Consider the following 23371-nt stretch of genomic DNA (forward strand, 5'->3'; position numbering starts at 1 on the left):
GTCATCACCTCGAATAATCATTATACAATGTAGTGAAGGATCGGCAAACTAGATTTAAAATATGTGAATACATTACAGGTATGAGGTCTGTCTTATATATTTAACCCAGGATTCTTCGGTCTGCTTGTAACCAATCAGGCGACCAACCTTTTTCCAGGGCATCCAGGGTTATTCCTGGCGGAACGATAGCATCTATCGCATTCAGGATATCAGTGCTTAATCGGATGTCGCTGCCTTTTAGCGTTTCACGTAGTTGCTCAATTGTTCTTGCCCCCACTATAGCAGAAGTAACTGACGAGTGAGCTTGTGTAAATGCCATGGCAAGATGTGGCAAAGTTAATCCTGCTTCATCTGCAAGGGTTTGGAGCTTAGCAATGGCTTCGAACTTGATGCGATTTTCTTCTCGATTCGGATCTACAACTGTTGAAAGTTTCCCTAGAGAACTCGCTGCTCTTGAATCTGGGGCAACCGCTTCTCCCGAGCGGTATTTTCCCGTTAGCAGACCACCCGAAAGTGGGCTCCAAACCATTACGCCCATTCCGTATTTTGCGGTTGCGGCAAGCAGATCGAATTCGATACTTCGATTCAATATGGAATACGGGGCTTGCTCGGATACAAAGCGTGCGGTATTTTTGCGTTCGCTAGTCCATTGTGCTTCGATCACTTGCCATGCCTGAAAATTGGATGTACCAATATAGCGAATTTTCCCTTCACGAACCAGGTCCGTAAGTGCGTCAAGACTCTCTTCAATGTCAGTATGGAGATCCGGCTGATGTAGTTGATACAAATCGATATAGTCCGTTTGCAACCTTCTCAAGCTTCCCTCTACTGCACGCTTAATCCAATATTTCGAGTTACCGGATTGATTAAGCCCACTGCCCATGGGCATTCCGCCTTTCGTGGCCAGAATAACATCCTGTCTGCGTCCTTTTAGGATGTGACCCAGAATTTCTTCGGATTGACCACTTGAATAGACATCCGCTGTATCGATCAGATTAATGCCTCCAGCCAAAGCCTCATCTAACATGACTGTAGCTTCTTTCTCCGTATTGTTGCCCCAAAAACCCAAAGTACCTGTACCTAATACAAAACTGCTTATTTTAAGGCCTGTATTTCCTAATACACGATATTCCATGTTCAATCCATCCCTTCTCCATCTGTTATAATTAGAATGATCATTCTAATATTCGTAGAAGAGCTCCACGGCAAGATCTCACACCATCCTCATAACTCTTGCCTTCTTATCCGTGTATTCCTCCCACGCCAACAATATAACATATTTAGAATGATCGGTAAAGAATAATTAAAATCCTTCCTGAAAATGAACTAAGAAGACTCCAAGCCCCGGTCAAAACGGAGCTGGAGTCTTCTTTTTAATAGAAATGAACATTCAAAGCGGGATGTGAAATTTACATTAGTTTACGCATCTAACGTATACAAGGGCAGGTTTTCCGGTAAAGCCGCCGGGCGCAGACATGTGCTCTGCATTGGATAGAAGGTCTGCTGATCGGAGGAATCATGGAACGCCCACATCGCTTCCAGCACATGGTAGGCCAGTTCTCCACTAGCGCGGTGAGGCCGTCCGCTGCGGATAGCGTAGGCCATATCGGCAACACCGATGCCCCGTGTATTCTCCTGGTATCCTGGCAGCAGCGGTACCTCTGTCCATTCTTGCTCGCCTAGCAGCCTATAGCGAACTGGCCCTCCGAACGTGTTCGGGTCAGGCACCTGCAGCGTGCCATGAGTACCGTAAACCTCAATCGGTGGCAGAGTGCTTCCACCAAAGATGTCAAAGCTGGTAATCAGCGTACCGACAGCTCCCTGCTTAAAGCGCAGCAACCCGGCTACATGGGTCGGAATATCGACTGGGATAGTCTGGCCTTTCTTTTTCTCGCTCGTAATCGTTCGCTGGTCCATCGCCTTGCCTGTCATGCCCGAAATGGCAGCAATCGGACCCAGCATTTGCACCAGAGCCGTCAAATAATAAGGGCCCATATCAAACATTGGACCGCCGCCGACTGCATAATAAAATTCAGGATCAGGATGCCAATGTTCATGTCCACGGCTCATCATGAAAGCCGTAGCGGCTACCGGACTCCCAATGACTCCGTCTTCAATCAGCTTCAATGATGTCTGTATACCGGAACCGAAGAAGGTCTCTGGTGCGCAGCCGACAAGCAGTCCCTTTTGATGAGCAAGATCCAAGACAGCCTGACCCTGCTCACGGGTGACGGCAAGTGGCTTCTCCACATAGACATGCTTGCCTGCCTCAAGAGCTCTGAGACATACGTCGGCGTGAACGCCCGGAATGGTCAAATTAATGATGAGTTCGATCTCCGGATCAGCCAAAATCTCATCTACCGAATATACATGCGGAACGTTGAACGCTACCGCCTGCTCCTCTGCCCGACCTTGGTCCAGATCCGCTACAGCGTACAGCTCCAGAATGTCGAAACGATGGCAATTTTCCATGTAAATTCCGCTAATTTTACCACACCCGATAATGCCTACTTTCATTTTGTTCATGCCTAGACTCCCTTCTTCTTCAGAAAAAATGGATAATGGCATTCTTTTGTTACATCGGATACCATCCTGTTCACCCTAGCGTTGCTGGTTGTCTGTCATGCCTGTATAAGCCTCTGCGAGAGAGCTGCCCCGGGTGGCCACCGCCTGTTTGCCTGCTGCTGCCCACAGAAATCCGCTGCGCATCATCTCGGTCACTTGAGGCATATCTATGATATCTGCGTGATGCCCCAGCGAATTGTAGAAGACGCGGCCGTTCCCCCAGCGCTTCGTCCATACAACGGGCATATCCACTGGCCCATTAGCTGAATGGGGGCCTGGTACGATCGGAAAGCGTGTGGTTGCCAGCACTTCAACTGCTGGGTCTACGTGGAGGTAATACTGCTCGCTTTTGACCTGAAAATCCTCAATATGGTCTAGAAGTGGGCTGGAGCCGCGCTTCATGTTCACCATGTACTCTACGCCGTCATTGCCGGGATGCGCAACCCATTGCCCGCCTGTCATAAACTGCCAATCCACATTGTTCCGGAAGGCATCACACATGCCACCATGGCAGCCTGTGAGACCTACGCCGCTTTGAACCGCAGCGGAGACATTATCGACCAGTTCCTGCTCAATCTGTCCCATGGTCCACATTGGAACGATCAGGTCCAGGTCAAGCAGTTTCTCTGCATCCTGGTAGGCTTCAAGGGTATTAGACACCTCCACCTCGAACTGCTCTTCCTTCAAAATGCGTTCAAAAATGGCCGCCACCTGCTCCGGCTCATGTCCGTTCCATCCGCCCCATACAATCAGTGCCTTGCGCATCTGTAATCCACTCACCTTTCGGAATGTATTGTTATACTACATTTCTTCAATGGATACCCAGCGGCGTTCCTCTATGGATCGTTCTACCGCTTCAAGCACAGCCTGACAAGCAACACCGTCACGGAAGTTCGGCGACGGTTGCCTTCCTTCAGAGATGGCACTCAACATCTCAAGCATCTCATGGGTGAAGGTATGCTCGAATCCAATCGTATGTCCTGCAGGCCACCAAGCTTCAGAATACTTGTGTGCCGGATCGGTGGCGAGTACGCGGCGAAAGCCCTGAACGTCTTCCTCATCCTGTGTGAAATACACTTCCAGTTCGTTCATTCGTTCAAAGTCAAACCGCACACTGCCTAGGCTACCGTTGATCTCGAATGAATTGGTGCTCCGATGTCCGGCAGCAAAACGTGTGGCCTCGAAGCTGCCCAGCGCACCTCCGGCGAAGCGTGCCAGGAACAGCGTGGCATCATCGACTGTCACTTCTCCCATTGGAGCATTTGCTTCAGTGTTTCTTTTGGAGCTCAACCCGCTCATCTCCAAAGCTAACGGGCGCTGCTGGATGAATGTCTCGCTCATGCCGATCACTTCATGGAACTCGCCAACCAAGAAGCGAGCGAGATCAATCAGATGGGCGCCAAGATCACCATGAGAGCCAGAACCGGCCACGTCTTTTTGCAGCCGCCATACCAGCGGGAAGGACGGGTCCATGATCCAGTCTTGAAGGAAGAAGGCACGAAAATGATAAATTTTGCCTAGGCGACCGCTCTCGACTAGCTGCTTTGCCAGCTGGACAGCCGGTGAAAAGCGATAGTTGAAGCCTACCATATGTCTGACCCCTGCTTGCTCTGCTACCTGCAGCATGTCACGTGAATCCGCCAGCGAGAGCGCAAGCGGCTTCTCACAGAACAGATGCTTGCCATGGAGGGCAGCCTCCACGACAATTTCTTTATGGGCATTACTCGGGGCGTTAATGTCAATGAGATCAATATCGTTACGTTTCACTAGATCACGCCAATCCGTAACACTTTCGGTCCAGCCGAACTGGCGGGCAGCCGCCTGAACCCCCTGCGCGTTGCGTCCACAGATAACGGACATTTCTGGCTGCAGCGGGGCATCTGGGAAGAACATGGGTAGACTACGGTAAGCGTTGCTGTGAGCCTTGCCCATAAATTTGTAGCCAACCATTCCGATACGAAGACGATTAGACATGTCGTGATCCTCCTTATGGGTCTGAGTTTCAACGAATTTTTGACGAATGGTGTTATCGACGAATGGATGACGCCCTGATAATCAGTTCTGTAGATAGGAGTTCTCTTATTGAGTCGCACCCGGTTAGTTCCAGAGCCGGAATGAGATGCTGAGAATCGGGTATAAGCTTCGAGGCTGCAAGCTCCCCCATCTCATAAAAAGGTACGCGGACACTGCTTAGCGGCGGAACAGCCATCTCAGCCGCATCCGAATCGTCATAGCCTACAAACGCCGGAAACCGATCAGCTGCCAGTCCGCGCTCACGGAGACCCTGCATTACCCCAAGAGCCATCCGGTCGTTCGCCGCAAATACAGCATCAATATCATTCAATTGGTCTGCGATTGTAGCTGAGGCTTCGAGTCCGCTCCGACGGCTATAGTTACCTTCCAGAAGCAGTTCGTGGTCATATTCAATCCCAGCGTCCTGAAGCGCGGTACGATAACCCTTCATTCGCTCAGTACTATTGGAATAGATATCCGGGCCGTTGAGAAAGGCAATCCGCTTGTATCCCTGCTCGATGAGGTGACTTACAGCCGCCCGGCTGCCTTCTACATGGTCTGCATCCACTTCACAGAACGATTGCCCTTCAAAATGGTGATTCATGACGCAGAACGGACGTCCTTCTTCCTGAAGCCTCTTTAGAGCTTCCACCTCATCGTGGTCATCCCTGGCTCCAAGGATGATACAGGTATCGATCCTTTGCTGACGGAAAAGACTACTGTAATCAATCCGTTCCCCCGGCTTCCGGAACAATAGAAGCAGATCAAGTCCGCTGTCTCTAGCCTTGTTTCCGATACCGCTCAGCATCTCAGAGAAAAAATAGGCTGAGAACAAGTGCGCCTTCGGGACATAAGGCATAACCACACCAAGATGGCCACTCTTCCTTCGGGCAAAGTTACGGGCCAGCGCACTGGGAACATATCCAAGCTGATTGGCTGCGTCCAGAACCCTTCTTCGCGTATCCTCTTTGATAGGACCTACCGCATTCAAGACCCGGGATACTGTCGCTTCAGACACGCCGGAAAGTTCGGCTACTTCCTTGCGCGAAACAATATTACCCACCTCCAAATCATTTTATGTACGCGCGTACATTTTCTCATGCAGTCCTACCTCTGTCAATCCCAAAAAGCGTACCCCATAGATGGATAAGCTCTTTTCGTTACTAAAAGAACGTGGTCTCGTGGTTCCTACTGGCAAACAGTCAAAACACCCGATCATATACAAGATACAAAATGATTCTTTAAGGCTTGAGCATGCTGATCATTCCTACTCCTATCATCAGTACTGTAATTCCCGCAAGTATACCTATCCATTCCTGAGGACTCTTCTTTTCCTTAAATATTAAAATGCTGCCAACACAGGCAATAGCAATGCTCGCTTGAGAGATCGGAAAACTAGCCGCCATGCCGATCAGCCCATTGGAAATAAATAGTGCTAGATTCGCAATGCTCCAAACCAATCCTGTCGACAAATTGCGAACCACCAGAGAGAATCGTAGCCGCTTTTTGCCCTTCAGATTCATGGTCATGGCTGAGCATAGCATACCGAGCGATTGCGGCAGAATGACGGATAGCCCGGATATATGAAAAAACTGATTAATCACGACATAACTGCTTAACGCTAACCCCGAGCAAACCAACATTATGATAATGGGTACCGGCAAAGGCTTGGGCAATCCAGCAGACTTGCCCTGATAGCTGGTTAACAGAACTCCTACCAATATACACAGAAGAGAACCAACGCCTATCGCATATTGGTACCCTGTTATCCATTCACCCAAAATAAGTGCGGCAAATAGCGTCGTCCCTATCAACTGCAGACCACAAATCACAGGAATGGCGATCGATACGCTTACTTTTTGAAAAGCTTGAAACTGGAGCAATTGTCCAGCGGCCCAAAAAATACCAGATATAAAACTTACCACAAAATGAATCGGTGTTAATGAGGTAGGATGAATGGTGTACAAGCACAGGGAAAACAGCACAGCACCAATAACGGTACCTGTCAGCTGTTCTCGGGGACTGGCTTTTGTAATATGCGCCAGTATCGGCATAACTCCCCAGCCAAGGGCTGGAATAAAAGCAATAATGAAATCCACGCGCGAAATTCTCCTCCCGTAAAAAGTACTCTTCCTACAATCGTTAAAATGCCATGCAGGAAAAAATCCACAGTTTTACGATAGCAAAAAAAACCGCTTCTAAATACAAATATTTTTATAGATTTATATAGCAAAATCAAAGAAATTTTTTTCTATATGCGCTGGGTGATATGCTCATTACATTTTTAAAAGCTCGCGAAAAGGTCAACTGATCGGTATAGCCGACCGAATTAGATATGACCTGGATCGAATAGTCTGTATGCTGCAGCAATTCGCACGCTTTTTTAATCCTGAGGACTATCAGATATTGTTTAGGCGTTTCACCAGTTTCTAGTTTGAAAACGGAGGTCAGATAATTCGGATGTAGACCAAGGTACTCCGCTACTTCACTAATCTGGATGCCACTGATGTAGTTTTTCTCAATAAAGTTTATCGCTTGCACCGAATAAGGAAGCTGTTCCTTTATCGACATCGTTTCCCCCAAATTGTGTACAAGTTTGGCAAGAATATGGAATAAATACCCCTGTATAGCCAGCGATGAAGAAAGCGTGTTATCTCCGATCCGCAACATCTCAATAATCGTGGAATGAAAGAACGTAATATCTTCGATATCAATTATATAAGGGTTCTGGTGTGGAAGTGATATGTTCTGCAGGTAGATGTCGGATTTAATGCCCATAAAGCCGACCCAACTGTACTCCCAAGGCTCGGCTTCATCCGCCTGGTAATAAGCTACCCTATTGGCCGGAATTAAAAAAGCCTGTCCTTCTCCTATATCGTAATTTTTGTTGTCAATCACCAGCCTACCTCGTCCTTTTAGTACAAAATGAACCAGATTAAAATCGCGGGCGATGGGTCCAAAATCCTGTTTGGATAAGCAGAGCTCTGTGCCACAGTTATACAAAATCAAATCTGATATATTTTTATGCTCTGAACTGGTATACGTATCAACATATTGAATCATATTCTGGCCCATTGGCATCCTCCTCACTTTTCCAAATAAAGAACCTATGCTTGTTAATTTAACAGTATAGCATAAGTTAAGGATGACAAATGTCCAGAAAAAATTTGGCTCTAAACTATATTTTTTTGTAAGGTTCTTTGTTTTTCCCATATCCAACTTAAAAAAAGTCATGTATTTACTATCACTATCTTTGTTATGCTGATTCAATAATAACGCTTTCAAGTGGTTCGACATATTTTGAAAGGGGCTATGTACATGGCTAGTCTACAAGTTAACCAAAAGGAACGGACATTTCACTTAACGAACAAATACTGTAGTTATCTTTTCCGTGTCATGGAGAACGGGCAATTGGAGCATTTATATTACGGCAAAAAAATAGAGTACCTTGGTCAATATGACCGCTTTATCGAGCGAAGCTATCGTCCCGTGTCTGTCGGTGAGTTTGATAGTGACTTGGTGACATCGTTGGAAAGTATTAAGCAGGAATTTCCTTCTGCGGGAAGTGGAGACTTTCGAGAGCCAGCAATTGAGATCATACAGGAGGACGGATCTCATATAATGGAGTTCACTTATGACCATTACGAGGTAATCACTGGAAAACCTAAAATTCCTCATCTTCCAGCTACGTTTTGTAAGGAAGCACATGAAGCAGAGACACTCCTCATCACGCTGACCGATTCTCTTACAGGAACGGTGGCCGTACTTGCTTACACCATTTTCAGCGAACTGCCCGTGATCACGAGATCCGTATCCATAACGAATTCCGGGAATAATCCCCTGAGAGTCAACCGTCTAATGAGCCTGAGTCTTGATCTTCCTGAAGCCGAATATGAAATTATTCATTTATCAGGGGCTTGGGGCAGGGAACGTCATGTGGAGCGTACACCATTGAGACCTGGGCTACAGTCGATTGGGAGCACTCGAGGAATTAGTAGTCATGTTCACAATCCATTTCTGGCGCTTGCCAAACCCGGATCACAGGAACACCAAGGAGAAGTATATGCGGTTAATCTCGTTTACAGCGGGAACTTTCTTGCCCAGGCGGAAGTGGACAGCTATTCAACTACCCGATTGATGATCGGCATTCATCCTGACAAATTCTGCTGGACCCTGAAGCCAGGAGAATGTTTTTATTCGCCTGAAGCAGTTCTGGTCTATTCTGAGAGCGGTTTAAATGGCATGAGCCAAGCATACCATAGCCTGTACAATAAACACTTAATTCGCAGCAGTTGGACCGAGCGGGAACGACCTGTATTGATCAATAACTGGGAGGGGACCTATTTTGATTTTACTGAGCAGAAAATAGTTGATATGGCAAAAAAAGCAGGTGAACTGGGGATTGAACTCTTTGTCTTGGATGACGGATGGTTCGGTCGAAGAAACAATGATACCTCTTCCCTCGGTGACTGGTTTGAAAATCCTGAAAAGCTACCGAACGGGATCTCGAATTTGGCAAAGAAGATCAATCAGCTCGGGATGAAATTCGGTCTTTGGTTCGAGCCGGAAATGGTTAACTCCGACTCTCATATTATGAGGGAGCATCCAGACTGGGTTGTGGGAACACCCGGCCGTCAACGCAAGCATGGACGTCATCAATATGTTCTTGATTATTCCCAACCGCCTGTCGTGGATTACCTGTTTAAGTTAATGGATGACGTGCTCTCTTCTGCTCGGATCGAATACGTAAAATGGGATATGAATCGCTGTATTTCAGAAGCCTATTCGTTATCTCTGGGCAAGGAAAGGCAGGGCGAATTTTTTCACCGCTATGTCCTGGGTGTATATGCTTTATATGAGAAGCTGATTACCGAACACCCTGAGATTTTGTTTGAGTCCTGTGCTTCCGGTGGGGGACGGTTTGATCCAGGGATGCTTTATTACGCTCCGCAAGCATGGACAAGCGACGATAGCGAGGCTATAGAACGTCTGAAGATTCAGTATGGCACTTCCATGGCCTATCCGCTTAGCAGTATGGGTGCTCATGTGTCAAGCATCCCGAACCACCAGGTAGGCAGAACGGCACCGCTGCAAACCAGATCCAATGTCGCCTACTTTGGTGTATTTGGTTATGAACTGGATCCATTGGCTTTGTCCGAAGAAGAGTGCAATGTAATCAAAGAACAAATACAAGTGTATAAACGTCACCGACGATTAATTACACAGGGAACCTTTTACCGTCTGCTAAGTCCCTTTGAAAAAAATGAAACAGCATGGATGACCATTGATGCAGAACGTGAGCATGCTCTCGTCGGCTGGTACCAGGCTCTCTCACGCCCCAATGCAGCTTATTCACGGCTAAAGCTCATCGGACTGGACGAAATGGCAGTATATTTCGTGAAAGAATTGGACCGACGTTTTACAGGCAGCGAGTTAATGAACATCGGACTTATACTCACCCCGCCTTATAAGGATGACCAGGATTTTAATATTGCGGAGAAATATGATTTTTCATCTGAATTATTCACTCTAACTAAAGAGACTTCCTCGTGATTGGATTATGACTTGAAGTAATGATATCAAAGACATGACTGAAGAGAGAAATCAAGGATTAAACGAAGAAGTGGTTATCCGTTATGCAGTGTCCGCTGTGTGGGAATTACGGATCAGAAGCAACTCAGTAATTGAGCTGCTTCTTTATTTATCAGGACCAAATACAAGATTGGCGGATTGCTTGGCTTTCTCAATGACATTCATGACCCTCTCGCTGTGTTCAAGCATTTCTGAGACTTTTTCCAAATCTTTTTCCTCGATGATACGGTCAAACTCAACGAATTCATCATACATTCGATGGGGATGATCTTTCTGATCTACCCGGATTGGCGTTTCCTTATTCGCAGTGTAATCAAAGCAGTCGCATATATTTGCTGAACTTGCCATGTGTATATAGCCCTTATTGCCTTGAACGTTCACTGCATTGGGAGCCGTACTGTCTTTTGAACCTATGCAGACACACTTGAAGTCACCGTAATCAAGCAGCAGCATACCTGAAGTATCAATTCCACGCTCCATGTTCGCCCAATACTGCACTTTCTTCGGGCTCCCGAAGAATCCAACAACCAAATGAATATTATATAAATTAATATCCATCAAGGCTCCACCAGACATTTCCGGATTAAACGCAGGCTGGATTATTCCCGCTTTGAAAGCTTCATACCGAGATGAGTATTGAGAATAGTTGCATTCCACTATTTTGATCTCACCAAGCTTAGGTAGATACTCCTTCATTGACAAATAATTTTTCAAATATTGATTCGTTATGGCTTCCACCAATACCAGTTTTCTTTGCTGAGCAATTTCTTTTAGCTCTAGAAATTCTTGCAAATTGGAAGTAAACGGCTTCTCACAGATGACATGTTTACCACTCAATAATGCCTCTTTCGCATATGAATAATGAAGATGATTAGGCAACCCGATATAAACTGTATCCACATCACGACTCATCAGCATCTCGCTGTAATCCGAATAAATCTGAGATATTCCATATTTACTTTGTAAATCCAGTAATTTCTCCTTGTGGCTAGGTCTAGAACAAATTCCCTTTAGTAAAATGGTCGGGATTTCCTGAATAAAGCTTAATAGATCCCCTACGATCATCCCTGCTCCGACAATTCCTAACTTCATTTTAGCTGCACTCCTCTATACCTTTTTCAAGTATTTCCATACACATTATCGTTTCTTCGTCTTTAATCACTTTTTGTTTACCAATTACGATCGACTGATAAATATCGTCATACACTCGGGCATAGTCTCCCTTTTCAGAAACGATTTTATCTTCATGATACTCGCCCTTATCATCAAGGTATGTTAAGATGCCGTAATGCTCGGGCAGGTCGATGCCGAAATCGGAGTGTCCCTTAGGCAGATAGTATAATTTCAGATGCTCCTCCTGACGATCCTTTGTCTGCTTTATAAAAACGCCTTTTTTGCCGTATACAACAAAACTCGGCCGCTCTTTTAAACGAAAAAAGCTGGATTTAATGGATACCTTGAGTGAGGGATAATAAAAATCTAGATCAAAATAATCATTCATTCTTCCAGAACCGAGCAATTGGCGCACGTCGTAATGGATCGTGTCAGGCTTCCCAAAATAGGAAAGAACCTGGTCAATGGTATGAGCGCCATGTCCATAGAGGTAGCTGTTATATCTGGAAAAATGAGAGGTGGAGTTGGGGGTCTCGGGGCGGTAATAATCGAAATGCATTTCCACCTCCAACAAATCACCGAGTTTCCCTGATTCAATAACCTTCTTGGTAGTGAGAAAATCCGAATCGTAACGTCTGTTTTGATAGCATTGAATAATCAGATTTTTCTCTTTGGCATATTGGAAGATGGACACAGCTTCTTCTTTCGTTAACATAAAGGGTTTTTCAACAAGTACATTTTTCCCGTGGTCGAGTGCCATTTTCGCATAAGTGTAGTGGGATTCTACAGGTGTACAGATAACAATCAACTGAATTTCCTTATCGTTCATTAGAGATTCAAGATTATCAGTATACTGCACGCCAGGGATTTTCCCCCACTCCCCTTTATCTGGATTACGGGCGTAGATCGTCTTTACGTTCAAATGATCTCTGGTCAATGAAAAAGGAAGATGATACCGATTGGTGCTTTTGCCATTCCCAATATAACCGATGTTAAGCATATTAATTCCCCCTAGGCTCTTTTTCATTTATTATAGAAGAAGAACGTTGATCGTAAAGGATTTGCCGCTAAAATGGTACAATCAACCGAATATTTTTAAAAATGTTTATTTATTTTCAAACAAAATGTTTATTTTAGATCCTTTATCAAACGTCATTTCAATTGAACCGGAGTTGAACTTGTTGAAAATACTGATGCAATTATCCGAAATGCAAAACTTTACACCAAATGAAAAAAGCATTGCATCCTATATTTTGCTTCATAAGGAAAGTATCCTGCACTTAAATATTCAGGAGCTTGCAAAGGCAACATATACTTCGCATTCCGCGATTAATCGATTAACACATAAACTTGGGCTATCTGGCTTCAAGGAGTTCATAATCAAACTTGCTCGGGAGTTTCAGCAGAATACCCAGAACATTTCCAATGTAGACCCCAACTATCCATTTGGTTTTGATGAATCCCCACTTCAAGTGGCGAAAGAAATTGCAGAATTAATGAAGGAAACGATAGAAAAAAACTTTACATTCATGGATGATGATTTATTGTCGCAAACAGCCCTATTGCTGGATCAAGCGAAAAGGATCTTTATATATGCGTTAGGAGATTCACAAATCCGTGCGAAAAGTTTCCAAAATAAATTAGTGAAAATTAACAAGTATGTGGTTATAGCTACGGAGCTGTCTGAGTGGGCGTACCATACGGCTAATCTTACGCCACAGGATTGCGCTGTTTTTTTAACTTACCACGGAAAATCACCGATCTTTTTAAAAGCAGCAAAGCACTTTACACATGAAAATATTCCTTTTATCACAATTACAGCAACCAGTCAAAATGAATTGGCCAAACTCAGTAATATCTGTATTCAGGTGCCTAATGACGAAGTAAAACATGCCAAGATTGGTACATTTTCGTCGCAAATTGCCTTTGACTATGTATTAAATGTGATCTACTCCTGTATCTATAAAATTGACTACTTAAAAAACATGCAATTCGCAACACAATCGTTGAAGAATTCGCATCTCAATGACATGATGAATGACGTGTAGAGGGATTAGCTTCTCTCTAACTGCAAAATAAGCGGCAATTTATAATTATATATGGTTGTTCTTCGACAAATAAGGTCTAGTTAGTTTTATGCTAACTAGACCTTTTTCTTTTATTGCTTCAAGCCCATCAGTACGGCCGACAGCAAGCTAGGAAAGCGTTCATTCAAATCATCGTAACGGATAGAGATAAAGCGTTGGGTTCCCTCTATTCTCGTATGAATAACCCCTGATTCCCGAAGAACCTTAAAATGATGAGACAAGGTTGACTTTGGAGCTGAAATATCTATCGAGCTGCAGGATTGCTCCCCTTTTTCGTCTAAAATCTGGATGATATTAAGCCGAATGGGGTCACTTAGAGCATATAAAACTGTAGGTAGAGTAATTTCAATTACGTTGGGATGATACAGCGTTCTCAAGATCCGTTCACCTGCCTAACAAAGAATTGTAGTTGCATTATAGCATATTGGAATGCTATATTTCTATTATTCGAAAATATTCGAACTATAGAACAAATGGAGGGTTTCGTTTTGAATAAAATTATCACCTTGTTTTTCTTGATCATGTTTTTCATTGGTACAGATACGTTCATTGTGTCGCCTCTTCTACCTATTCTTCGTGAAAGCTTCGGCATTTCTATCGAACAATCAGGCTGGATTGTTTCAGCCTATGCTTTAGGGTATGCTCTGTTTGCCTTAATTGCAGGACCGTTGTCAGATGCATGGAATCGAAAAAAAGTACTACTGTTCGGCTTACTTGGTTTTGGTATCTTCACTCTACTTTGCGGCTTTGCCGTTGATTTTTGGACCATGTTTGCTTTTCGCTTATTGGCTGGCATTAGTGCCGCTTTTGTCTCACCTCAAGTTTGGGCAGCCATTCCTCAGTTAGTTCAACCACATAAAGTGTTAAAAGCCATGGGAGTTGTCACCGCAGGATTAGCTTTTTCCCAAATGCTAGGCGTTCCCATTGGCAGCTATCTCGCTACCACCGGGTGGCAAACACCCTTTATTATGATTGGTTGCTGCACCTTCCTGATCGTTATTTGGACTGCTGTTCTCTTGCCCGCCTTGCCTCCTTCTATACAGAAGCAAAAGGCTCCCTCGATTAGGAACAGATACCGTTCATTGCTGCAGGGGTCAACACCTAAGGTCGCTTTTCTGGCCTACTTCCTGTTCCAACTCGGAAATTTTGCTGCCTTCTCTTTTATTGGCACATGGCTGTCCGACAAATTCAGCCTCAATGTTGCAAATATTGGTACGGTGATATTATTCCTTGGTTTAGGAAATACGATTAGTAGCTTATTCGGGAGCAGCTTAGTTAACAAAGTGGGGCCTAAGCACTCTTTGATCTATGGCGTAATTTTCATCGGTCTGCTTTATTTGCTTCTGCCCTATTTACCTAGTGTGACCTATGTCGAAATTACATATTTTCTGATCTTCCTTATCCTTGGAATGATTTTTCCGCTTATGATGAGTATGCTTCAAACCATATCTGCCACAGCACGCGGAACAGTTTCATCACTTGCCAATTCTTCTATGTATTTTGGAACAATGGTTGGCTCTTTCACAGCAGGAATGCTATACACTCACAGCGGTGGTTTTATTTCCGTTAGCCTGTTTTCTGTGATTTGTTTCGGTGTGTCACTAATCTTGTTCCTACGTAGCGGGGTTTTACTAGGTCTAAGACTAAAATAGAAACGAGTAACCTTAAAAATCGACATAAGCTCTATCTTTGGGCCAGGAAAAGAACTTATATTATTAGAAAAGCCACCAGTATGGCGGCTTCTTATGCATATCTACTGTTGTCTAGCTTCAAGGATCAATCTTCATCAATAGCATTTCGAATATCATAATCATTGATATCGATATCCAAGGCCATTCCAAGTACCAACTTTGCCAACTGATTTCCAATAAAGGGACCCATGGTCAACCCGGATGCTCCAAGCCCATTTGCCGCTATAAGGCCATTCCAGCCAGGAACAGCTCCGATCACCGGTAGAAAACCGGGTGTAAAAGGACGGAAACCAACTCTTACCTCCTGAAAAGTACTATTTGCTAAATCAGGTGCTAATTCTAAACCTTTATTTAGGATTTCTTGCGTTCCACCTGCTGTTACTCTTGTATCGTAGCCTTCGATTTCATTTTCGTGAGTCGCCCCTATTACGATCTTTTGCTTGTCAAAAGCAAGCAGATATTGATCAGAAGGCGGCATGATTACAGGCCAGGTGCCTGTGTCTTGCCTATTAGAAACCTGCAAATGCATAATTTGTGCTTTTTGATAACTAACCTTAAAATGAATGCCCAAAGGCAGCATCAGTTGATTGGCCCATGCACCTGCACAAACAATGACTTCGTCAGATGAGAAGCTGTTTGCACCGACCGCCACTCCGGTTACATGGTCGGAATCGTATTGAAGCACAGCATCCCCATGGATAAGGGTTGCCCCATTTCTTTGTGCTGATCGGATCAACGCATCACGCAGCGCCCGACCATCTATACGAGCGGCACCACTAATATGAACAGAATGGTAACCTTCTACTAACAAAGGAAATTGTTCATGGGTTTCCTTTTCATTTAGTTGCGTAATCTCACCGATTTCTGGCGCATCCGCTTGTCGTAAGTGTGCTCGCTCCTGCATTTTTTTAATTTTCTCCAAATCATTATGAATACTGAGAGCTCCAACTTGAGCATAGCCAGTTTCTGTTTCCCCCTCGCTTTTAAGTTCTTCAATCAATCCGGGGTAAAAACGTGCGCCCGCTTTGGCGAGCTGGTACCAAGCTTGATTGCGTCGCTGTGATAACCAGGGACAAATAATGCCAGCAGCTGCATCAGTCGCCTGTCCTTTATCTTTGCGGTCTACAAGAATGACATCAGCGCCCAATTTTGCTAACTGGTATGCTGTCGATGCCCCCAGAATTCCTGCTCCGATTACGATAACCCTCTTCATGAATACATCCCTTTCCTAAATCACTGTATCCATTATAGCGAATACCGCATGAATGCATAAAGTTTGAAACATTAATATTTCTATCCTTATAAAGTTCTTAGAATTGATCTGTAAAGTAGTTGTCAGAACGAATGAAAAGGATGAACTGATATGGATAACATTATTTTACAGACTAAAAATCTCTGCAAAACCTTTAGACGGCAACAGGCGGTGAACAACGTCACACTGTCTATTCAGGAGAATTCCGTCTATGGGCTACTTGGCCCAAATGGGGCTGGAAAATCAACCACCTTGAAAATGTTAACTGGTATGCTACGTCCGACAGGCGGTGAAATTTTATTCCAAGGAAAACCCTGGTCACGAAAATATCTCGCTCAGATCGGCGCACTGATCGAATCTCCTCCACTCTATGAGAATTTGACTGCTAGAGAGAATTTAAAGGTTCGTACAACCTTGCTCGGACTACCTGATTCACGAATTGATGAAGTACTGAACATTGTTGATTTGACTCATACCGGGAAAAAACGCTCTGGCCAGTTCTCGATGGGCATGAAACAGCGGCTGGGCATTGCTATTGCGCTCCTCAACCATCCCAAACTACTAATTTTAGATGAGCCAACCAACGGACTTGACCCCATTGGCATTCAGGAGCAACGCGAGCTGATTCGCTCCTTCCCGAAGCAAGGAATTACCGTAATTCTTTCCAGTCATATTTTATCCGAAGTCGAACAAATCGTTGACCATGTCGGTATTATCGCTGGTGGCATATTAGCTTACCAAGAGGCGGTTACACCAGGACAAGACTTGGAATCGTTGTTCATGCAGATTGCACAGGAATACCGAAAAGGGGATGAGTAGGATGCAGCAATATATAGCCGCCGAGCATCTAAAATTAAAGCGTACCTTTACGAAAAAGCTGGTCTGGCTGGCCCCCATCGTTACTCTTCTTCTGTGTACCGTGCTCATGGGGGGACATATGCTCCAAAGCGCCAGCTACAATTGGTGGTATTTCATGCTGCTGCCAGGTGCGCTCACCTTAATATGCTCAGGAGTGATCCAAAAGGATGGCAAGAAGCTGAAATACCGTGCTGTCCTTGGCATGTCTGTAGATTTGGCTCAGGTATGGTACGGTAAAATCGGGGTTTGCGTAAGACTCTTAATGGTTTCCTCTATTATTTTATTTATAGGGATAACTCTTGGCGGATTCGTATTCTCAACTTCCGTGACACTAGCAGAAAGCGTCGCTGCAACTCTGATCCTCTTCATCACCTTTTTGTGGCAAGTTCCACTTTGCCTGTTCCTGATGGATCGAATAGGCATGTTTGCCACCCTAATCATCAACATGCTGGGCAACGTAGCCTGCACCGTCTTGTTCGCTACGTCTTCTGTATGGTGGGCGGTACCCTATGCTATACCAGCGCGATTGATGTGCGCCGTCATCCAAGTGCTGCCTAATGGGCTTGCCGTTCCTTCAGGAGATCCACTTTTGGATGGAGGCATAATTGTTCCCGGCCTGTTGATCACAGTATGTCTATTCATGATTCTGTCAGTGCTGACGGCCATGTCTTTCCGTAAACGGGAGGCTAAGTAAGATGATATCTTTCTTCCGCAATCTGAAATCTGACGTGCTTAAACTTCGAAGGCAGCCCTTATTGCTCGTGCAGCTGCTTGTGCCGATCTTGGGGATAGCAATTTTTCTAGCCTACTATTCCTTTACTCCGTATTCACCGATTTCGAAGATAGACGGCTATTTGCAGGTCCTGGCTGTGGTTCTTCCTATCATGATTGGTATTGTATGCTCCATTGCTGTTGAGCAGGAGTCAGTCGCTGGAAATTTCCAACACCTCTTGACCTCGTCGGTGAAGCTGTTACCTTTTTTGAGCAAGCTTAGCCTACTCCTGTGCTTGGGATTTGGCAGTGTGCTGCTTGCCTCAGGCGGCTTTGGGGCTGGCTATATAATTCTTATGAAAGAGTCCCCGTATGGCTTGAAGTTTTATGTGTTGGCTGCCTGCATTCTGTTTGTGTCCAGTGTGTTCCTTTATATTCTGCATTTTTTCATTAGTTTGCGGTTCGGTAAGGGAGCTTCCATCGGCCTGGGTATTATGGAGAGTCTATTGTCCGCTTTGCTTCTTACAGGGCTGGGTGATCATAATTGGATATTCGTTCCCTCTGCTTGGGCGGCCCGGTTCATCACGATCTGGGTGCAATACGGCGTAAGCTCAGCTGATTCTATCCCTGAAGCTATACAGCTCGATTTGGGAATCAGATATTGCGTAGTAGGGACCTTAGTCATCATGGTATTATTAGGGTTATGGATTTGTCGTTGGGAAGGACAAAGTTCGTTGGAGTAAAGATTAGAGTAAAGAAAGCAAGGGATGTGAATAAAGCATGGCAAACTTGTTGGCCGTTGATGACGAACCCGCCGTTTTGGCACTCCTTCAAAATATTTTGCAGAAAGATGGCCATGTTGTCACGGTGGTCTCCGCCTCCCCACAGGTTCTCACCATGCAGCTCGGAGCATTTGATCTTATACTGCTTGACGTGATGATGCCTACCATGGACGGATTCACACTCTGCCGGGAAATTCGCAGCAAGGTAGACTGTCCGATACTGTTTCTTACCGCAAAATCCATGGAGAACGATGTGATGTTGGGGCTTGGGGATGGAGCCGACGATTATATTGTCAAACCGTTCGGCACTGGAGAGCTGCGCGCACGAATCAACGCCCATCTCAGACGGGAGAATCGTGAACGGCGTAATGTATTCTGCATCGGGGAAGTTCATTTCAATCTGTCTGGCAAGGAAATCACCGTTCAGAATGTTGTAGTCCCGTTTACCAAAAGTGAATATGAGATATGTAAGTTTCTAGCTTTGAACTGGGGGCAGGTATTCTCTAAGGAGCAGATTTACGAAGCGGTCTTCGGCTTGGATGGGGACAGCGATTCCGCCACCATTGTAGAGCATGTCAAAAATATCCGGGCCAAGCTTGGCAAAGTAGAGGTTTCTCCAGTGGAGACGGTTTGGGGGATCGGCTACCGATGGAAGTAACCAAAGTACAACAAGCACGCAAGACTACCAAATTACGAACCATTTTCCTGGGTTATTTAGTTATGTTTTGTATTGGGACGATTGCGCTCGCTCTGTTCCTGGTCCTCATCTTCTATGCCCTGATATCTTATGGGGCCATTCTTCCCGCGAACTATGCGGAGAAGCAGGTACGGGAGGACAAGTCAATCATTGAAGCGGGCAAGACCCTGCAACCGAATTCTCAGATAAAACTGTATAAGTACGCGTTGTTCACTTCGGAAGGCCGCCTCATTGAAGGAAATCTTTCTGAAAACCAGGCCCAAGCCGCTTGGAGTGTTACGCAGCAGAGCAATACTGCGTATCAATTTCCCTATAACTATGTAAAAGTTCCACATCATGATGAAATTACTGTGATGCGCTATTCTGTCTCGGCACAGTTTGAACTTCCTATCCTGCGTCAATATCTGCCGAACGCAGAATTGTCCTTTTTGGCCGTGTTCTGTATCGCCTTCCTGGGGGGAGGTGCTTTACTGGCTTCCTCCTTCGGACGAAAGCTGGCACGTAAGATGATCGGATTGCAGCAGGCTACCAAACAAATTCAAGCGCAGGATTTGGACTTCTCAATCAAGTTCAGTGGCGTGATGGAGATCGATCAGGTGCTGCATTCCATGGATAAAATGAAAGAAACTTTAAAGGCATCGCTTCAGAAACAGTGGAATCTCGAAAAATCCCGCCGCGAGCAAATTTCCGCTCTAGCACACGATGTCAAAACACCACTCACTATCGTTCGTGGAAACGTAGAGCTACTGTCCGAGACCGAACAGTCCGAAGAGCAAAAGAACTATACGGATTATATTGCGGAAAGCACCAGGCAGATGGAGCAGTATATTAAAACTCTCATTGACATTTCAAAAGCGGAAACACTAGTCACCCTGCGGGCGGAAACGATGGATGCTGACTTCTATTTATCGAAAGTGAAAGATCAGATAATGGCCTTGGCTGCTGTCAAAAAAATATCTGTAGCATTCGCTGCATATAACCTCCCTAAGACGCTGTATGCAGACCCAGTGCTACTTGAGCGTGCCATTATGAATGTTGCTTCTAATGCGGTAGATCAGGCGCCTGAATACAGCGAGATCCAGCTGATCGTAGAATCTGTTGAAAACTGTATTCGGTTCAGCATCGTAGACGAAGGCCCGGGCTTCTCTCCAGCAGGTCTCAAACAGGCCGCCGAGCAGTTTTATATGGGTGATTCATCCAGAAGATTGAGTGGACATTACGGTATGGGCCTGTATATAACAAAATCCATTGTCAACCTACATGGCGGACAACTGATCATCACCAACTCCACCCAGACAAGCGGCGGACAGGTAAGCATTGAGATACCAATCAGTGCATGAATCATACAAGCGAGAATCAATCCTATCGTATACCTTAATCATTCCAGGTGCGACCAAGCCTAATCAGATCGAAACTAATCTTCAAACGCTGAGTATTCAACTAACTGTAGAAGATCTTAAGCAGCTTGATATCCTTTTTAGCCAAAATAACTTGTTTACAGAGTAGCTGATTGTCAATTTATAACTCTATTAGCGGGCGCTTATAAAGCGCCCCTATTCGCATTTTACGTACACTTATTGGATAGTAGACAAAAAGGAGTTCTAAAGTTTTCACTTTAGAACTCTTTTAACAGATGCATTTATTTGGTAATCGTAATTTGTTTGGATGCAGTATTATAGTTCACCTGATACCCCGAAAGCTCGCTAATCACTCGTAATGGAACCAGCGTGTAGCCGTTAACAATAACCGGAGCTGTGATGTTCGTCGAATAACTTCGGGAGTTGTTTAACTCATATACGGCAAGGGTCGAATTCTTGACTTGAAGCACTACCTGTTTGCCGTCTGTAGGTCGATTCAGAATAATCTTTTTGGTCGATTTTTCATAATTCACCTCGTAACCTATCCGTTCACTGATAAAGCGCAGCGGGACCATCGTCGCCCCATTAATGATCCGAGGAGCCTGAGCCATCGTCGTAGCACGACCATCGACATAAGCTGATTTAGCTCCTGGTGTCAGGGTGAACGAAGATGAATAGGAGGAAACCGCATTGTTAGGATATGAAGACGTTGTACCAGAAGTGGTTGTCGTAGTAGAACTCGTCCCGGATGATGAACTACCGGTACCAATCGCTCTATTGCGAATAGCTTCTAGCCGATCCAGCAGATCGCTTTTACGGGTTCCGCTCGGCAGATCACTGATTGCATCTCTGGCAGAACGCCAGTCGGACGCATTTAGACTGTTTTCCGCAATTCGCATCAAATCTCTTGCTTTCTCATAGTTCGATGAACTAGATGAAGAAGAGTAGTAACCATCCGAATCCGTGCGTTCTGATATCTTTACACCGCTAGATTCTCTTCCATTGCTATTGACAGTCACGACCTTAATCTCATACCAGCGTCCTTCTCGCAAATCCGTGATTTTATAGGACTCAGAGCTTGTAGTCCCCTTATAATCACCATCCACATATATCTTCACCTTGTCGGCTCGACTCGGCATATCATAGGTGATTTTGATCCAGGTGTCGCTTTTGCTATCTACTTCAAGATTGGACACTTCTGACGAATTGGAAGACGTACTGTCCGTTGTGGCAGTTAGTCTCACACCGGAGGACAATGTACCTGTGCTTCGCTTAGATCTTATCGTGAACGTATAGGTCTGGCTTGCCGAAAGATTGTTGAAAGTATAGGATGTTCCTGTTGAATCGGTTACCAGTTGCCCGTCCTTATACAGACTGACCGTACTAATTCCGCTAGGCCTTGTCCAGGAAACAGTAACACTATAGTTATTAACTGATGTCACTGAAGCACCTGTCACATCGGGCACGATATCGGTAGAGACCGTAGAAGTTGTAACTGGAATACTAACTCCTTGAGATATATTTCCGGATTTGTCTATCGTTTTGACCGTTACGGTATAGGCTGTGGCAGCATTCAAGACATTAAACGTGTAAGACGTGCCTGTGGTTCTTTGAATTTCTGTACCATTTAAATAGACAATCGCTTGGCTTAAGTCAGCATCCTTAGGCAATATGTAATTGATGGTAAATCCATTATATCCTACATTCGTCGCTGCCAGTCCGCTTACTTCTCCTGGTGGTGTCTTATCCACAGGACCATCAACGGAAGCCGTTTTAGCCTGTATTGTTGTACCGAGAGATTCATTTCCACTCTTATTCACCGTTTTCACGCGAAAGGTATATGTCGTGTTCGGCTGTAAACCGCTTAACATATAAGAGTTACTTCTAATGTTATCTACATACACATCGTTAGTAACACCAACCACTTTTACGTGGTCAAAATTGATGTCCGACGGATTGTTCCAGGACAAATTTACTTTTGTTGTTTCTGTAGGAACCGCTGTCAGATTGCTTACCTCTGCCGGCGCGATATTCGCAGTCACCATTTGGCTCGACATTACTTTTAGCATTTGGTTAAGATAGGTGTTCTGACCATAACCTTTGGTTAACGTAGTCACTTTCGGACCTGAAGTAACAGGCACTTGACTACCTTGAGCGGTTGCTAATTTGGTATGTAACTGTGTTGTATTTAGGCCTGTCAGATTTGAGTAATGCCTCTCAGTCGGCAACGCGCTAGCCACTGCATCGGGTGTCAAAATGCCATATCCCGTATTCAAAATCAGTGTAGCCGTTGCGAACGGAGCCATCCATTGACGCAAACGTTTTTTATTCATATTCTATGCTCTCCTTGATACCAGTATGGAAATTTTATTTGTCAAAAACTAATAAGTTAAGCTTACAAGCCCTTCTGCTGCAATCCAGCTTTTAAAATATGTACCATAATGTACACACGTTCATTTAACTGTTATCGGAATTTGCATACAAAATGTTTAGGCTTCACACCGTATTTTTACTGATAGGGGGTCGCGCATACAATAGGGATACACATTTTGACAAGTTAAATGAAATTACAATTATCGTTTCCAGGAGCGCTAAGCTGTGTGACGTTGGCATCTGCCGTAAATATTCGATATATCGTAACTTTCTACCGTT

Annotated in this window: 20 protein-coding genes; 8 read left to right on the plus strand and 12 right to left on the minus strand. The window is 44.8% G+C overall.

Translation table 11 applies throughout. The annotated features are described in order from the left end of the window. Positions 1–100: 100 nt before the first annotated feature. The 7 genes from MKY16_RS12115 to MKY16_RS12145 all read right to left on the minus strand — a co-directional run bounded on the left by MKY16_RS12115 (position 101) and on the right by MKY16_RS12145 (position 7653). The gene (locus tag MKY16_RS12115; protein WP_340885542.1) at positions 101–1135 is read right to left on the minus strand and encodes an aldo/keto reductase; all 1035 of its coding nucleotides are present in this window, start codon (positions 1133–1135) and stop codon (positions 101–103) included. Positions 1136–1419: 284 nt separating this feature from the next. Continuing rightward, a complete protein-coding gene (locus tag MKY16_RS12120) occupies positions 1420–2526 on the minus strand; it encodes a Gfo/Idh/MocA family protein (RefSeq protein ID WP_340955486.1) in 1107 nt (368 codons plus the stop codon). Positions 2527–2601: 75 nt separating this feature from the next. After that, the gene (locus MKY16_RS12125) at positions 2602–3330 is read right to left on the minus strand and encodes a ThuA domain-containing protein (RefSeq protein ID WP_029515175.1); all 729 of its coding nucleotides are present in this window, start codon (positions 3328–3330) and stop codon (positions 2602–2604) included. Between the two features lie 36 nt (positions 3331–3366). Next, a complete protein-coding gene (locus MKY16_RS12130) occupies positions 3367–4539 on the minus strand; it encodes a Gfo/Idh/MocA family protein (protein WP_340932277.1) in 1173 nt (390 codons plus the stop codon). Positions 4540–4591: 52 nt separating this feature from the next. Beyond that, entirely contained in the window at positions 4592–5647 is a 1056-nt protein-coding gene (locus tag MKY16_RS12135; protein ID WP_322252421.1) for a LacI family DNA-binding transcriptional regulator, read from the minus strand. Positions 5648–5819: 172 nt separating this feature from the next. After that, complete coding sequence (locus MKY16_RS12140) at positions 5820–6677, minus strand: GRP family sugar transporter (RefSeq protein ID WP_340955489.1); 858 nt, start codon at positions 6675–6677, stop codon at positions 5820–5822. Positions 6678–6813: 136 nt separating this feature from the next. Beyond that, entirely contained in the window at positions 6814–7653 is an 840-nt protein-coding gene (locus MKY16_RS12145) for an AraC family transcriptional regulator (RefSeq protein WP_029515168.1), read from the minus strand. A gap of 243 nt (positions 7654–7896) precedes the next feature. On the opposite strand from MKY16_RS12145, the gene MKY16_RS12150 reads away from it, so the two are divergent. Beyond that, entirely contained in the window at positions 7897–10131 is a 2235-nt protein-coding gene (locus MKY16_RS12150; protein ID WP_340955491.1) for an alpha-galactosidase, read from the plus strand. Positions 10132–10275: 144 nt separating this feature from the next. On the opposite strand, the gene MKY16_RS12155 is transcribed toward MKY16_RS12150, so the two are convergent. Then, entirely contained in the window at positions 10276–11262 is a 987-nt protein-coding gene (locus MKY16_RS12155; RefSeq protein WP_340955493.1) for a Gfo/Idh/MocA family protein, read from the minus strand. Position 11263: 1 nt separating this feature from the next. After that, complete coding sequence (locus MKY16_RS12160; RefSeq protein WP_340955495.1) at positions 11264–12283, minus strand: Gfo/Idh/MocA family oxidoreductase; 1020 nt, start codon at positions 12281–12283, stop codon at positions 11264–11266. 181 nt (positions 12284–12464) lie between these two features. On the opposite strand from MKY16_RS12160, the gene MKY16_RS12165 reads away from it, so the two are divergent. Further along, positions 12465–13331 (plus strand): MurR/RpiR family transcriptional regulator, encoded by an 867-nt coding sequence (locus MKY16_RS12165; protein WP_029515164.1) that lies wholly within the window; start codon positions 12465–12467, stop codon positions 13329–13331. A gap of 110 nt (positions 13332–13441) precedes the next feature. Here MKY16_RS12165 and MKY16_RS12170 read toward each other — a convergent pair whose 3' ends face one another. Continuing rightward, on the minus strand, positions 13442–13747 hold the full coding sequence (locus tag MKY16_RS12170) for an ArsR/SmtB family transcription factor (protein ID WP_014599797.1): 306 nt from the start codon (positions 13745–13747) through the stop codon (positions 13442–13444). Between the two features lie 111 nt (positions 13748–13858). On the opposite strand from MKY16_RS12170, the gene MKY16_RS12175 reads away from it, so the two are divergent. Beyond that, positions 13859–15022, plus strand: coding sequence for an MFS transporter (locus MKY16_RS12175; protein WP_340932283.1), 1164 nt, complete (start codon positions 13859–13861; stop codon positions 15020–15022). A gap of 124 nt (positions 15023–15146) precedes the next feature. On the opposite strand, the gene MKY16_RS12180 is transcribed toward MKY16_RS12175, so the two are convergent. Beyond that, a complete protein-coding gene (locus MKY16_RS12180) occupies positions 15147–16274 on the minus strand; it encodes an NAD(P)/FAD-dependent oxidoreductase (protein WP_340932285.1) in 1128 nt (375 codons plus the stop codon). 150 nt (positions 16275–16424) lie between these two features. On the opposite strand from MKY16_RS12180, the gene MKY16_RS12185 reads away from it, so the two are divergent. Genes MKY16_RS12185 through MKY16_RS12205 form a run of 5 tightly spaced genes read left to right on the plus strand, consistent with a single transcriptional unit; the run spans position 16425 to position 20701 of the window. Then, complete coding sequence (locus tag MKY16_RS12185; protein WP_069011825.1) at positions 16425–17132, plus strand: lantibiotic protection ABC transporter ATP-binding protein; 708 nt, start codon at positions 16425–16427, stop codon at positions 17130–17132. Between the two features lies 1 nt (position 17133). After that, positions 17134–17865: a lantibiotic immunity ABC transporter MutE/EpiE family permease subunit gene (locus MKY16_RS12190; RefSeq protein ID WP_318627335.1), complete on the plus strand. Its 732-nt coding sequence runs from the start codon at positions 17134–17136 to the stop codon at positions 17863–17865. Position 17866: 1 nt separating this feature from the next. After that, entirely contained in the window at positions 17867–18625 is a 759-nt protein-coding gene (locus MKY16_RS12195; protein ID WP_340955497.1) for a lantibiotic immunity ABC transporter MutG family permease subunit, read from the plus strand. Between the two features lie 37 nt (positions 18626–18662). Beyond that, positions 18663–19322, plus strand: a complete 660-nt coding sequence (locus tag MKY16_RS12200; RefSeq protein WP_029515155.1) for a response regulator transcription factor — start codon at positions 18663–18665, stop codon at positions 19320–19322. Continuing rightward, entirely contained in the window at positions 19313–20701 is a 1389-nt protein-coding gene (locus MKY16_RS12205; RefSeq protein ID WP_340955499.1) for a HAMP domain-containing sensor histidine kinase, read from the plus strand. Before MKY16_RS12200 ends, MKY16_RS12205 begins: the two co-directional genes overlap by 10 nt. 299 nt (positions 20702–21000) lie before the next feature. Here MKY16_RS12205 and MKY16_RS12210 read toward each other — a convergent pair whose 3' ends face one another. Continuing rightward, positions 21001–23052 carry a stalk domain-containing protein gene (locus MKY16_RS12210; protein WP_029515153.1) on the minus strand — a complete coding sequence of 684 codons (2052 nt, stop codon included), beginning with the start codon at positions 23050–23052 and terminating at the stop codon, positions 21001–21003. Positions 23053–23371 lie beyond the last annotated feature (319 nt).

This window comes from Paenibacillus sp. FSL L8-0641, from assembly GCF_038006265.1.
GTDB lineage: Bacteria > Bacillota > Bacilli > Paenibacillales > Paenibacillaceae > Paenibacillus > Paenibacillus polymyxa_D.